At 68.8% G+C, this 14,324-nt stretch carries 9 protein-coding genes; 5 read left to right on the forward strand and 4 right to left on the reverse strand.

Annotation, left to right across the window (positions count from 1 at the left end; all coding sequences use genetic code 11):
- Positions 1-70 precede the first annotated feature (70 nt).
- Positions 71-826, forward strand: coding sequence for an FCD domain-containing protein (locus EV683_RS03655; RefSeq protein WP_231879890.1), 756 nt, complete (start codon positions 71-73; stop codon positions 824-826).
- An 81-nt stretch (positions 827-907) separates the two neighbouring features.
- Here EV683_RS03655 and EV683_RS03660 read toward each other — a convergent pair whose 3' ends face one another.
- The 4 genes from EV683_RS03660 to gcvA all read right to left on the reverse strand — a co-directional run bounded on the left by EV683_RS03660 (position 908) and on the right by gcvA (position 5,452).
- Positions 908-1,207 carry a hypothetical protein gene (locus tag EV683_RS03660; protein ID WP_131861871.1) on the reverse strand — a complete coding sequence of 100 codons (300 nt, stop codon included), beginning with the start codon at positions 1,205-1,207 and terminating at the stop codon, positions 908-910.
- Between the two features lie 49 nt (positions 1,208-1,256).
- A complete protein-coding gene (locus EV683_RS03665) occupies positions 1,257-1,577 on the reverse strand; it encodes a heavy metal-binding domain-containing protein (RefSeq protein ID WP_066614478.1) in 321 nt (106 codons plus the stop codon).
- A 55-nt stretch (positions 1,578-1,632) separates the two neighbouring features.
- Positions 1,633-4,452, reverse strand: a complete 2,820-nt coding sequence (gene acnA, locus EV683_RS03670) for an aconitate hydratase AcnA (protein WP_131861872.1) — start codon at positions 4,450-4,452, stop codon at positions 1,633-1,635.
- A gap of 106 nt (positions 4,453-4,558) precedes the next feature.
- Positions 4,559-5,452, reverse strand: coding sequence for a transcriptional regulator GcvA (gene gcvA / locus EV683_RS03675; RefSeq protein ID WP_131861873.1), 894 nt, complete (start codon positions 5,450-5,452; stop codon positions 4,559-4,561).
- Between the two features lie 157 nt (positions 5,453-5,609).
- On the opposite strand from gcvA, the gene acnB reads away from it, so the two are divergent.
- From acnB to EV683_RS03695, 4 genes are all read left to right on the forward strand, one after another.
- A complete protein-coding gene (acnB, locus tag EV683_RS03680) occupies positions 5,610-8,201 on the forward strand; it encodes a bifunctional aconitate hydratase 2/2-methylisocitrate dehydratase (protein WP_131861874.1) in 2,592 nt (863 codons plus the stop codon).
- Between the two features lie 209 nt (positions 8,202-8,410).
- Positions 8,411-8,743 carry a tetratricopeptide repeat protein gene (locus tag EV683_RS03685; RefSeq protein WP_131861875.1) on the forward strand — a complete coding sequence of 111 codons (333 nt, stop codon included), beginning with the start codon at positions 8,411-8,413 and terminating at the stop codon, positions 8,741-8,743.
- 588 nt (positions 8,744-9,331) lie between these two features.
- Positions 9,332-12,958 (forward strand): trifunctional transcriptional regulator/proline dehydrogenase/L-glutamate gamma-semialdehyde dehydrogenase, encoded by a 3,627-nt coding sequence (gene putA / locus EV683_RS03690; protein ID WP_131861876.1) that lies wholly within the window; start codon positions 9,332-9,334, stop codon positions 12,956-12,958.
- 148 nt (positions 12,959-13,106) lie between these two features.
- Positions 13,107-14,321 (forward strand): branched-chain amino acid ABC transporter substrate-binding protein, encoded by a 1,215-nt coding sequence (locus EV683_RS03695; RefSeq protein WP_066614460.1) that lies wholly within the window; start codon positions 13,107-13,109, stop codon positions 14,319-14,321.
- The last annotated feature ends 3 nt before the right edge of the window (positions 14,322-14,324 follow it).

The raw sequence follows: 14,324 nt of genomic DNA on the forward strand, positions 1-14,324 counted from the left end.
CCGCCGGCGTGTCGCGGCTGGCAAAATGTCGTCTTTGGGCAACAGGGTGGGTGCGATGGGATATCAGCGGGTGAACGTGCCGCGTCTGTCCGACGAAATCATGCGGCAACTGGAGGAGCGCATCCTCGGCGGCGCGCTCAAGCCCGGCGACCGGCTGCCGCCAGAGCGCGTGCTGGCCGAGGAACTCGGCGTGTCGCGCCCGTCGCTACGCGAGGCGATCCAGAAGCTCGCCGCGCGCGGCCTGTTGCAAAGCCGGCAGGGCGGCGGCACCTACGTGACCGACCAGCTCGGCGCGTCCTTTTCCGACCCGTGGCGGCAGATGCTGTCCAGCCACCCGCAGTTGCAGGACGACGTGCTCGAGTTCCGCCGCGTGCTCGAGGGCACGGCGGCGGCGTTCGCCGCGCAGCGCGCGACCGACGCCGACCTGGTGCGGCTGGACGCGCTGATGGACGCGCTCGAACAAAGCTACGGCGGCGCCGACCTCGCCGCGCAGGCGGCGGCCGACGTCGCCTTCCACCTCGGCGTCGCCGAGGCCTCGCACAACATCCTGTTCGCGCACCAGATCTCGAGCCTGCTGACGACGCTGAACACGCACGTGAAGGACAATATCGCGAATCTGTTCAACGTCGGCCCGGTGTCGGACGAGCTGTTGTCGCAGCACCGCGCGATCTGGCGCGCGATCAAGGAGCGCCGCCCGGCGGCGGCGCGCGAGGCGGCCGAGGCGCACATCGACTTCGTCGCCGACACGCTCGACCAGCTCAAGACCGAGGCCGAGCGCCGCGAGCGCGCGCTGGCGCGGCTCGCCCACCACGACACCGGCCGCTGATCCGCCCCGCGTTCCGCGATGCGAAAAAGGCTCGGCCAACCTTCAAGGGTTGGCCGAGCCTTTTTCGTGCGGCGGCGCGCTTCAGCCGCGCCGCACCCAGACCACCTTGCCGTTCTCGACGCCGAGGTTGCGCCGCTCGGGGCGGTAGTCCATCGTGCCGGGCAGGCTCTGCCCGTCGCGCTGGGAGACCCGCCAAGGGCAGCCGGCGAGTAGCGCGCCGGCATCGGCCTCGGTCTTGCCGACCAGCGTCGCGTCGTCGAGCCGCGCGCAGGCGTGGCCGTGTTCGTGGCCGTGCTGGGCGCGGTGCCGTTCGTGCGGCACGCCGGGCGCGGCGCAGGCGGCCAGCGCCAGCAGCGCGGCGAGAGGGGGGAGTGTCTTCATCGCGTTCTCGCTTCGGACAGGGGGCGGCGAGGGCGTGTCGGCGTCGGGGCTATTCGACCCGCACCGCGGTGCCGGACACGCTGACCATCAGCATGCTGCCGGCCTGGCCGACGACCTCGTAGTCGAGGTCGACGCCGACCACCGCGTTGGCGCCGAGCGCGCGCGCCGCGTCCTCGACCTCGGCCAACGCGATCTGGCGCGCCTTCTTCAGCTCGTTCTCGTAGGCGGCCGAGCGGCCGCCGACGATGTCGCGGATGCTGGCGAACAGGTCCTTGAAGATGTTGGCGCCGACGATGGCCTCGCCGGTGACGATGCCCTTGTATTCGACGATGCGTTGTCCTTCGACGCTCGGCGTGGTGGTCACGATCATGGTGCTCTCCTGTCGGGGGAAGGGGTGGCCGGGGCCGCCGCGGCGGCCCCGGGTGTCAGGCCTGGCCCAGCAGCTCGCGCAGCACGTAGGGCAGGATGCCGCCGTGGCGGTAGTAGTCGACCTCGATCGGCGTGTCGATGCGGCACAGCACCGTCACCCGCTCGCTGCCGCCGTCCGGGCGATGGACGACCAGCGTCATGTCCTGCTGCGGCTTGAGCGCGTCGGTCACGCCGTCGATGTCGAAGGTCTCCTCGCCGCTGAGCTTCAGGTCTTCCCAGCCGTCGCCGCCCTTGAACTGCAAGGGCAGCACGCCCATGCCGACGAGGTTGCTGCGGTGGATGCGCTCGAAGCTCTTGGCGACGACCGCCTTCACGCCCAGAAGCTGCGTGCCCTTGGCCGCCCAGTCGCGGCTCGAGCCGGTGCCGTATTCCTCGCCGGCGAACACCACGGTCGGTACGCCGCGCGCGCTGTACGCCATCGCCGCGTCGTAGACGGTGGTCTGCGCGCCGTCGAGCAAGGTGTAGCCGCCCTCGACGCGGCTGCCGTCCGGGTTGGCCGGCAGCATCAGGTTCTTGATCCGCACGTTGGCGAAGGTGCCGCGGATCATCACCTCGTGGTTGCCGCGCCGGCTGCCGTAGCTGTTGAAGTCGGGTTTTGCCACGCCCTCGGCCAGCAGGTATTGCCCGGCCGGCGTGCTCTCCTTGAACGAACCGGCCGGCGAGATGTGGTCGGTCGTCACCGAGTCGCCGAGCATCAACAGCGCACGCGCGCCGCGAATCCCGGGCAGCGCGCCAGGCGTCATCGTGAAGCCGTCGAAGAACGGCGGCCTGGCGATATAGCTCGACTTCGGCCAACTGTAGACCTCGCCGGTGGGCGCGGCGATCGCGTTCCACAGGTCGTGGTCGCGCGTGAGGTCGGCGTACAGGCGCCGGTAGGTGTCGGCGTCGAGCGCGGCGTCCAGGAGCGCGGCGACCTCGTCGCTCGAGGGCCAGACATCCTTCAGATACACCGGCGCGCCGTCGCTGCCGGTGCCCAAAGGCTCGCTCGTCAGGTCGATATTGGCGCGCCCGGCCAGCGCGAAGGCGACCACCAGCGGCGGCGAGGCGAGGAAGTTGGCCTTGATGTTCGGGTGGATGCGCGCCTCGAAGTTGCGGTTGCCCGACAACACCGCCGCGCAGACGAGGTTGTTCTGCACGATCGCGTCGTTGAACTCGGGTCTGAGGTCGCCGGCGTTGCCGATGCAAGTCGTGCAGCCGTAGGCGGCGACGTTGAAGCCCAGCTTGTCGAGGTAGGGCTGCAGACCGGTCCTGGCGAGGTATTCGCCGACCACGCGCGAGCCCGGCGCGAGGCTGGTCTTGACGCGCGGGTGGACGGTCAGCCCCTTTTCGACCGCCTTCTTGGCGACGAGGCCGGCAGCCAGCAGCACGCCCGGGTTCGAGGTGTTGGTGCAACTGGTGATCGCGGCGATCAGCACGTCGCCGTGGCCGAGGTCGATCGAGCCGCCGTCGGCCGGTGCGACATGGTCGGAGGTCGGCCGGTTGTCGACCATCTCGACGACGTTGCGCGCCGCGCCCGCGCCGCCGAGCGCCTGCGCGTCGTCGTCGGACGCGCGCCCCTTGCCGCCGGCGGTGTAGCGTCGGCCGAGTTCGGCGGCGGCGCGGCCGAAGCCGTTGTCGGCGACCGGCGCCGACAACAGCCGCTCGAAGGTCGATTTCATCGCCGGCAGCGCGATGCGGTCCTGCGGGCGCTTCGGGCCGGCGAGGCTGGGCACGATGGTCGCAAGGTCCAGCGCCAGCGTCTTCGTGTAATCGATGTCGCCGGCGCGCGGCACGCCGAACAGGCCCTGCGCGCGGAAGTAGGCCTCGAAGCGCTCGACCTCGGCGTCGTCGCGCCCGGTGCGGCGCATGTAGTCGACGGTTTTCTCGTCGACCGGGAAGAAGCCCATCGTCGCGCCGTACTCGGGTGCCATGTTCGCGATCGTCGCGCGGTCGGTGACGGTGAGGCTGGCGGTACCGTCGCCGAAAAACTCGACGAACTTGCCGACCACCTTCTCGCGGCGCAGCAGCTCGGTGATCGTCAGCACCAGGTCGGTGGCGGTGATGCCTTCGGCCAACTTGCCGGTCAGCTCGACGCCGACCACGTCCGGCGTCAGGAAGTACACCGGTTGGCCGAGCATGCCGGCCTCGGCCTCAATGCCGCCGACGCCCCAGCCGACCACGCCGACGCCGTTGATCATCGTCGTGTGGCTGTCGGTGCCGACCAGCGTGTCCGGGTAGAGCACGCCGTCCTTCTGCTGCACGCCGCGGAACAGGTATTCGAGGTTGACCTGGTGCACGATGCCGACGCCGGGCGGCACGACCTTGAAGGTGTCGAACGCCTGCATCCCCCATTTCATGAACTGGTAGCGCTCGGTGTTGCGCGCGAATTCGAGCTCCATATTGCGGCGCAGCGCGTCGGGCGTGCCGTACTCGTCGATCATCACCGAGTGGTCGACGACGAGGTCGACCGGCACCAGGGGCTCGATCGTCTTCGGGTTCTTGCCCTGCGCCTGGGCGACGTTGCGCATCGCCGCGAGGTCGGCCAGCAGCGGCACGCCGGTGAAGTCCTGCAGCACCACGCGCGCGACGACGAAGGGGATCTCGTCGCTGCGCGGCGCGGTCGCGCCCCAGTTGGCCAACTGCTTCACGTGCTCGGCCGTCACCTTCTTGCCGTCGCAGTGGCGCAGCACCGCCTCGAGCACGATGCGGATCGACACCGGCAGCCGCGACACGCGGCCGACGCCGGCCGCCTCCAGCGCCGGCAGGCTGAAGTAGGAAAAAGTCTGGCCGCCGGATAAAGAGAGCGACTGGCGGGTGTGCTCGAAGGCGTGGGTCATGGCGAACTCCTTGTGCGCCCGTGGCCGGGCGGGGCGGGAATGACGGGTGAAACCATCCTCTAAGTCTATGGCTCGTCATCGCCGCCAGGGCAAGGTCGCCCGGCTATCAACGGCCCTTGAGGGCATCGGCGCGCGCCTCCAGCCAGTTGCAGAAAGCGTGGATGGCGGCGTCGTCGGCCGCCGCGCGCGGCACGATCCAGCAGTAGTCGCGCACCGGTACCGCAGGCGCCGCCAGCGGCGCGACGAGCCGGCCGGCGTCGATCTCGCTCTGCGCCATCGGCAGCGGGCCGAGCACGACGCCGAGGCCGTCCATCGCGGCCCTGAGCGCCAGGTAGAAGTGGTCGAAATGGATCGTCGCCGCGGGCTTGAGTTCCGGCACGCCGGCGAGCGTCAGCCAGCGCTGCCAGGCGGTCGGCCGGGTGTCGGCGTACAAGAGCGTGTGCTGGGCGAGGTCGGCCGGCTGGCGCAGCGGGTGTCGTTCAAGCAGGGCGGGGGCGCACAGGGGGCGTTCCCATTCGTCGAGGAAGGGCTTGGCGATATAGCCCGGCCAGTCGCCGGGGCCGCGGCGGATCGCGACGTCGAACGGCGCGTCGAGCCGGCCGATGTCGCGGTCCGAGGTCATGATCCTGAGGTCGATCTCGGGACAGTCCGCGCGGAACGACGCCAGCTGCGGCAACAGCCAGAACATCGCCAGCGTCGGCGTCGAGTTGATCGTCAGCCGCCGCTGCCGCTCGGGCTGCAACAGTTGCGAGGTCGCGTTCGCGATCAGGTCGAGGCCGTCCTGCACCTGGACGAGGTAGCGCCAGCCGGTGTCGGTCAGCCTGACGCGCCCGCCGGCGCGCTCGAACAGCTTGACGCCCAGCCAGTCTTCGAGCTGCTTGATCTGCTTGCTCACAGCGCCGTGGGTGACGAAGAGTTCGCCCGCGGCGGCGGAAAAGCTTTCCAGCCGCGCCGCAGCCTCGAAAATGCGCAGCGCGTTGAGGGGAGGATAGGTAGCCATGCTGTGATTTTATCTCACAGCCGCTGTGGCGATTACTCGTTTGTCGGAACGGGGCGGACGGCGTTAATCTTGCGTCCAATACCCTGGGTTCGAAAAATCCGATTCCGGCGTTGGCCTCGGCCAACATTTTGCCAATTCCGCAAAAGAGGTCACCTCCATGCTCGAAGCCTACCGTCAGCACGTCGCCGAGCGCGCCGCGCTGGGCATCCCGCCGCTCCCGCTGTCCGCCCGCCAGACCGAAGAACTGGTCGAGTTGCTGAAAAACCCGCCGGCCGGCGAAGGCGAGACCCTGGTCGAGCTGATCACCCACCGCGTGCCGCCGGGCGTCGACGACGCCGCCAAGGTCAAGGCGTCCTTCCTCGCCGCCGTGGCCGAAGGCACCGTGTCCTCGCCGCTGATCTCGCGCGAGAAAGCCACCGAGCTGCTCGGCACCATGGTCGGCGGCTACAACATCAAGCCGCTGATCGACCTCCTGGACGACGCGGCGCTGGCGCCGATCGCCGCCAACGGCCTGAAAAAGACCCTGCTGATGTTCGACGCCTTCCACGACGTGAAGGAGAAGATGGACAAGGGCAACGCCTTCGCGCGCGAAGTGGTCGAATCCTGGGCCAACGCCGAGTGGTTCACCAGCCGCCCGGAAGTGGCCGAGAAGATCACCGTGACCGTGTTCAAGGTGCCGGGCGAGACCAACACCGACGACCTGTCGCCGGCCCCGGATGCGTGGAGCCGCCCGGACATCCCGTTGCACTACCTGGCGATGCTGAAGAACACCCGTCCGGGTGCGGCCTTCGTGCCGGAAGAAGACGGCAAGCGCGGCCCGATCGCCTTCATCGAAGAACTGAAGAAGAAGGGTCATCTGGTCGCCTACGTCGGCGACGTGGTCGGCACCGGTTCGTCGCGCAAGTCCGCCACCAACAGCGTGATCTGGGCCACCGGCGAGGACATCCCCTTCGTGCCGAACAAGCGCTTCGGCGGCGTGTGCCTGGGCGGCAAGATCGCCCCGATCTTCTTCAACACCCAGGAAGACTCCGGCGCGCTGCCGATCGAAGTCGACGTGTCGAAGATGGAGATGGGCGACGTGATCGACATCTACCCGTACGCCGGCAAGGTCGAGAAGAATGGCGAGAAGATCGCCGAGTTCGCGCTCAAGTCCGACGTGATCCTCGACGAAGTGCGCGCCGGCGGCCGCATTAACCTGATCATCGGCCGCGGCCTGACCGCCAAGGCGCGCGAAGCGCTGAATCTCCCGGCTTCCGACGTGTTCCGTCTGCCGAAGGCGCCGGCCGATTCCGGCAAGGGCTTTTCGCTGGCGCAGAAGATGGTCGGTCGCGCCTGTGGCCTGCCGGAAGGCCAGGGCGTGCGCCCGGGTACCTACTGCGAGCCGAAGATGACCACCGTCGGCTCGCAGGACACCACCGGCCCGATGACCCGCGACGAGCTCAAAGACCTCGCCTGCCTCGGCTTCTCGGCCGACCTGGTGATGCAGTCCTTCTGCCACACCGCCGCCTATCCGAAGCCGGTCGACGTGAAGATGCACAAGGAGTTGCCGGCCTTCATCAGCACCCGTGGCGGCGTCGCGCTGCGCCCGGGCGACGGCGTGATCCACTCGTGGCTGAACCGCCTGTTGCTGCCGGACACCGTCGGCACCGGCGGCGACTCGCACACCCGTTTCCCGATCGGCATCTCCTTCCCGGCCGGCTCGGGCCTGGTGGCCTTCGCCGCCGCGACCGGCGTGATGCCGCTCGACATGCCGGAGTCGGTGCTGGTGCGCTTCAAGGGCGAAATGCAGCCGGGCGTCACGCTGCGCGACCTCGTCAACGCGATCCCGCTGTACGCGATCCGCCAGGGCCTCTTGACCGTGGCCAAGGCCGGCAAGAAGAACGTCTTCTCCGGCCGCATCCTCGAAATCGAAGGGCTGCCGAACCTGAAGGTCGAGCAGGCGTTCGAGCTGTCCGATGCGTCGGCCGAGCGTTCCGCCGCCGGCTGCACCGTGCGCCTCGCCAAGGAGCCTATCGTCGAGTACCTGAAGTCGAACATCACGCTGATGAAGGTGATGATCGCCGACGGCTACCAGGACGCGCGTACCCTCGAGCGTCGCATCAAGGCGATGGAAGAGTGGATCGCCAACGGCGAACTGCTGCAGCCGGACGCCGACGCCGAGTACGCCGCCGTGATCGAGATCGATCTGGCCGACATCCACGAGCCGATCGTGGCCTGCCCGAACGACCCGGACGACGTGAAGACGCTGTCCGAAGTCGCCGGCGCCAAGATCGACGAAGTGTTCATCGGTTCGTGCATGACCAACATCGGCCACTTCCGCGCCGCTTCCAAACTGCTGGAAGGCAAGCGCGATATCCCGGTCAAGCTGTGGGTGGCGCCGCCGACCAAGATGGACGCGCAGGAGCTGACCCGCGAAGGCCACTACGGTGTGTTCGGCACCGCCGGCGCGCGCACCGAGATGCCGGGTTGCTCGCTGTGCATGGGCAACCAGGCGCAGGTGCGCGAAGGCGCAACCGTGATGTCGACCTCGACCCGCAACTTCCCGAACCGTCTGGGCAAGAATACCAATGTGTATCTGGGTTCGGCCGAACTGGCGGCGATCTGCTCGAAACTGGGCCGTATCCCGACCAAGGAGGAGTACATGGCCGATATCGGCGTGATCAACCAGAACGCCGCCGACGTCTACAAGTACATGAACTTCGACCAGATCGAAGAGTTCAGGGAAGTGGCCGACACCGTCAAGCTGTAAGCACGGCGAAGCCGCGCAAGGTTGGCCGAGGAGGCCCGCCTTGCCGCGCGCCGGCTTTAGCACGATGCCCCGCACGACGCGGGGCATTTTTTTTGCGTTTTCCGTCGCGCTTGGCCAGTCAGGTGGCTCCTGGGGCGGGCGGCGCCAGCTCCCGTGCCGCCGCCTTGCGCTAGACTGCTTCGCAGCAAACGGAAAAAAGGAGACCCGGCATGCAAGCGGCCCAGATCGATGCGCTGATGAAGATGGTCGGCGGCCCGCGCGACAGCGCGCTCTTGCGTTTCTCGATCGGCAGCGCGCTGGTGTCGGCGGGACGGCCCGCCGAGGCGGTGGCGCATCTCGAACAGGCGCTCGCCTGGCAGACCGACTATTCGGCGGCCTGGAAGCTGCTCGGCCGCGCGCGCGCCGAGTCGGGCGACGCGGCCGGCGCGATCGACGCCTATCGGCACGGCATCGCCGTCGCCGAGGCGCGCGGCGACGTGCAGGCGGCCAGGGAAATGACGGTGTTCCTGCGCCGCTTGGAAAAACAGCAGGCCGGCGGCTAGCAGCCGGGCCGTTTGCGGCGCGGTGCGCGTCGTTTCACCGTCGCCCTTTGCGGCTGGGCTGGCGTCCCCGCCGGACAGCGCTGCGCCCCGGGCGCAGCTCGTCCATGCTCTTGTCTTTTGACGCCCCGCTGGCTTAGAGCCGCTAACAAAACCTACTTTCCCCGCGAGCCGGTGCATGCCGGATCAAGACCTTACGGTTGCTCGATTGAGGTTTTGTTAGCGGCTCTTAGCGCAGGAGTGGATCGGCGACTGTCCGTGCCCCGCAGTGGCCTTTGTCTGCCGTCGGGGGCGGGGCCGTGTAGCCGGTCCGGCCATACCCTCGGCCAAACTTGTCCTGCCGGCCTGTCCGCATTCCTTCCCTCGCCCCTTGCGCCTTCGCACTCCAACATCCGCTCGACTAAAACGATAGGGCGACGCGCGCTCGTGGCCGGCGCGGGTTCAGGGTCATCCCTGTGTCGTTTTCGACGCGCCGGAGCAGGGTGGCGCAGATAAAATACTTTATATTGTCGGACAATATATTTTCTGCAATGTTAAGATGCGCGGCATCGCCGCCCCGTCCGGGGCATGCATTTGCCTGGAGCCGATTCCATGACCTTCGAGCCTTTCGCCCACGCGCAGTCCGAGCTGCGCGACGCCATCACCGCCGCCTATCGCCAGGATGAACGCGACTGCGTGCGTGCGCTGCTGCCGCAGGCGGCGCTGCCGTCCGAGCAGGTCGCCGCGATCCAGGACCTGGCGCGCCGCCTGGTGACGCAGGTGCGCCGCGAGCGTACCAAGTCGAGCGGCGTCGACGCGCTGATGCACGAGTTCTCGTTGGCGAGCGAGGAGGGCGTCGCGCTGATGTGCCTCGCGGAGGCGCTGCTGCGCATCCCCGACCGCGAGACCGCCGACAAGCTGATCCGCGACAAGATCAGCAAGGGCGACTGGAAGGCCCATCTGGGCAACAGTTCGTCGCTGTTCGTCAACGCCGCGGCGTGGGGCTTGCTCGTGACCGGCAAGCTGGTGTCGTCGGCCAGCGAAACGGGTCTGTCGAGCGCGCTGACCCGCCTGATCGCCAAGGGCGGCGAGCCCTTGATCCGCAAGGGGGTGGATCTGGCGATGCGCATGCTCGGCAAGCAGTTCGTCACCGGCGAGACGATCGAGGAGGCGCTCGCCAACGGCCGCGAGCGCGAGGCGCGCGGCTACCGTTTCAGCTACGACATGCTAGGCGAGGCGGCGATGACCGAGGCCGACGCGCAGCGCTACCTGAAGGACTACGAGACCGCGATCCACGCGATCGGCCGCGCGTCGAACGGCCGCGGCGTCTACGAGGGTCCGGGCATCTCGGTCAAGCTGTCGGCGATCCACCCGCGCTACGCGCGCGCCAAGCACGAGCGCGTGATGAGCGAGCTGTTGCCGCGCCTGAAGGGCCTGTTCCTGCTGGCCAAGCAGTACGGCATCGGCCTCAACATCGACGCCGAGGAGGCCGACCGCCTCGAGCTGTCGCTCGACCTGGTCGAGGCGATCGCGCGCGACCCGCAACTGGCCGGCTTCAAGGGCATCGGCATCGTCGTGCAGGCCTACCAGAAGCGCTGCCCCTACGTGATCGACTACCTGGTCGAGCTGGCGCGCGCTACCGGCCACCGCTTCATGGTGCGCCTGGTCAAGGGCGCCTACTGGGACGCCGAGATCAAGCGCGCGCAGGTCGACGGCCTCGACGGCTACCCGGTCTACACGCGCAAGGTCTACACCGACGTCGCCTACCTCGCGTGCGCCAAGCGCCTGTTGGCTGCGCAGGACGCGATCTACCCGCAGTTCGCGACCCACAACGCCTACTCGCTCGCCGCCGTCTACAAGATGGCCGAGGGCAAGGACTACGAATTCCAGTGCCTGCACGGCATGGGCGAGACGCTGTACGACCAGGTGGTCGGCTCGGCCAACCTTGGCCGCGCCTGCCGCATCTACGCGCCGGTCGGCTCGCACGAGACGTTGCTGGCCTACCTGGTGCGCCGCCTGCTCGAGAACGGCGCCAACAGCTCGTTCGTCAACCGCATCGTCGACGAGTCGGTGTCGATCGACGAGCTGGTCGCCGACCCGGTCGCCGAGGCGCTGGCGCTCGACGGCGCGCCGCACGCCAAGATCCCGCTGCCGGTCGACCTGTACGGCGGCGTGCGGCTCAATTCGCGCGGCATCGATCTGTCGAACGAGCACGCGCTCGCCCGTCTCGACGCCGAGCTGGCCGAGTCCGAGCAGACGCTGTGGCGCGCGGTGCCGATGCTGGCCGGGCGCGACGGCGGTCACGGCGGCGAGGTGCAGCCGGTGCGCAACCCCGCCAACCATCACGACCTGGTCGGCGAGGTGGTCGAAGCCGGCCTCGACGACGTCGAGGCGGCGCTGGCCGCCGCGCACGAGGCGGCCGACGACTGGGCGGCGACGCCGGTCGACGAGCGCGCCGACTGCCTCGAGCGCATGGCCGACCTGATGGAGCAACGCATGGGCGTGCTGATGGGGCTGGCGGTGCGCGAGGCCGGCAAGACGCTGCCCAACGCGATCGCCGAGGTGCGCGAGGCGGTCGACTTCTGTCGCTACTACGCGTCGCAGGTCAGGCTGAACTTCGACAACGTCGCCGAGCCGGCGATCGGCCCGGTCGTCGCGATCAGCCCGTGGAACTTCCCGCTGGCGATCTTCATCGGCGAGGTGTCGGCGGCTCTCGCCGCCGGCAACCCGGTGCTGGCCAAGCCGGCCGAGCAGACCGCGCTGATCGCCGCCGAGGCGGTGCGCCTGTTCCACGAGGCCGGCGTGCCGCGCGCGGCGCTGCAGTTCCTGCCCGGCCGCGGCGAGACCGTCGGCGCGGCGCTGACGCGCGATCCGCGCGTCGCCGGCGTGATCTTCACCGGCTCGACCGAGGTCGCGCAGATCATCAACAGAACGTTGGCCGAGCGCGCCGGCGACCCGGTGCTGATCGCCGAGACCGGCGGCATGAACGCGATGATCGTCGACAGCTCGGCGCTGCCCGAACAGGTGGTCGCCGACGTGCTCAGTTCGGCGTTCGATTCGGCCGGCCAGCGCTGCTCGGCGCTGCGCGTGCTCTACCTGCAGTCCGACATCGCCGACAAGGTGATCGAGATGATCGAGGGCGCGATGGACGAGCTCGTCGTCGGCAACCCGGCGCGGCTGTCGACCGACGTCGGTCCGGTGATCGACGCCGAGGCGCGCGGCAACCTGATGCGCCATATCGACGCGATGAAGGGCATCGCGAAGCGGACCCACCAGGCGCGCGTGCCGGCCGAGTGCGCCGACGGCACCTTCGTGCCGCCGACGCTGTTCGAGATCGACCACATCGGCCGCCTCAAGCGCGAGGTGTTCGGCCCGGTGCTGCACGTGATCCGCTTCGAGGCCAGCGAGCTGGCGCGTGTGATCGCCGAGGTCAACAGCAGCGGCTACGGCCTCACGCACGGCGTGCACAGCCGCATCGACGAGACCATCGACGCGATCGTGTCGCAGGTCGCCGCCGGCAACGTCTACGTCAACCGCAACATCGTCGGCGCGGTGGTCGGCGTGCAGCCCTTCGGCGGCGAGGGCCTGTCCGGCACCGGTCCGAAGGCCGGTGGCCCGTTCTACCTCTACCGCCTGTCGGCGGCCGCACAGTGGCACCCGTCGCTGAAGGCGCGTCGCACCGCGGCGACCCTGCCGGCGCTCGAGAGCCTCGCCGAGCTGCTGCCCAGGCTGCCGCTGACGCCGGAGGCGAGGGCGCGGCTCGCCAGCTGGCTGGGCCGGGCGCGCGCCGCCTCGCCGCTGGCCGACGAGGTCGAACTGCCGGGGCCGACCGGCGAGAGCAACTGGCTGCACTTCGCGCCACGCGGCGCCGTCGGCTGCCTCGCGTCCAGCGACGAGGCGCTGGTCGGCATGCTGATCGCGGCCTTTGCGACCGGTAACCGCGCCGTGCTGGCCGAGGGAGGGATCTCGGCTACGCTCAAGGCGGCGCTGGGCGGCGCGGTCTCCGTCGCGCCGGACCTCGCCGCGGCCGACGTCGCGGTGCTGCTGTTCGACGGCGCGCCGGCCGAGGCGGCCGCCCTGCGCCGGCGGCTCGCCGCGCGCGACGGTGCGCTGGTGCCGCTGGTGACCGCCAGCGACGACGGCGAATGGAATCTGCATCGGCTCGTGGTGGAGCGCGCGGTCAGCGTCAATACCACCGCGGCGGGCGGTAACGCCAGCCTGATGAGCCTGGAGGCCTGACCCGCCGGGCGGGAGCGCCCGGATGCTTGCCAAGCGTGACGTGGCGTGGAAATAATGTCCGTTACGTTTATCCAACGTGGTCGGTAAAACCGCCCGGCACATCCTGTCCGGGCGACATAAGCAAGTCTGCAAACATCAGAGGGAAACCATGCAATTGACCAAAATCACGACGTTGTCCGTCGCCGTCGCCGCTGCTCTGGCCGTTTCCGCCTGCGGCAAGAAGCAAGAAGCGCCGGCTGCAAGCGCCGAGGCCGGCACGCAGGTGGTGAAGATCGGCTTCGCCGCGCCGCTGACTGGCCCGCAGGCCCACTACGGCGAGGAATACAAGAACGGCGTGACGCTCGCCATCGAGGACGCCAACGCCGAGAAACCGACCATCGGCGGCAAGCCGGTGAGCTTCGAGCTGATCGCCGAGGACGATCAGGCCGACCCGAAAACCGCGACCCAGCTGGCGCAGAAGTTCGTCGACCAGCAGGTGAACGGCATCATCGGCCACTTCAACTCGGGCACCTCGATCCCGGCCTCCAAGATCTACTCCGACGCCGGCATCCCGATGATCGCGATGGCCACCGCGCCGCAGTTCACCCAGCAGGGCTTCAAGACCACCTTCCGCTCGATGACCTCGGACACCCAGCAAGGCTCGGTGATGGGCAAGTTCGTCGTCGACAAGCTGGGCGCCAAGAAGATCGTCATCGTCGACGACCGTACCGCCTACGGCCAGGGCCTGGCGGACGAGTTCGAGAAGGCGGTCAAGGCGGCCGGCGGCGAGGTGGTGAAGCGCGAGTTCACCAACGACAAGGCGACCGACTTCGCCGCGATCCTGACCAGCATCAAGGCGGTGAGCCCCGACGTGGTCTTCTACGGCGGCGCCGACGCGCAGTCCGCCCCGATGGCCAAGCAGATGAAGCGCCTCGGCCTGACCGCGCCGCTGGTGTCGGGCGAAATGACCAAGACCCCGACCTTCCTGAAGCTGGCCGGCAAGGAAGCCGACGGCACCATCGCCAGCCTGGCCGGCTTGCCGCTCGAGCAGATGCCGAAGGGCAAGGACTACGAAAGCCGTTACAAGGCGCGCTTCAATATGGATGTGGCGACCTACTCGCCTTACGGTTATGATGCGACCCGCGCCATGATCGACGCGATGAAGCAGGCCAACTCGGCCGAGCCGGCCAAGTACCTGCCGGTGCTCGCCAAGATCAGCCACACCGGCGTGACCTCGTCGAACTGGTCGTACGACGACAAGGGCGACCTGAAAGACGGCGGCATCACCGTCTACAAGGTCGAGAACGGCGAGTGGAAAGTGCTCGAGACCGTCGGTGGCGGCGCAGCGCCGGCCCCGGCTGCCGGCGCTTCCGCCGCGCAGTAAGTC

This window comes from Crenobacter luteus (assembly GCF_004345725.1).
GTDB classification, from domain to species: Bacteria; Pseudomonadota; Gammaproteobacteria; order Burkholderiales; family Chromobacteriaceae; genus Crenobacter; species Crenobacter luteus.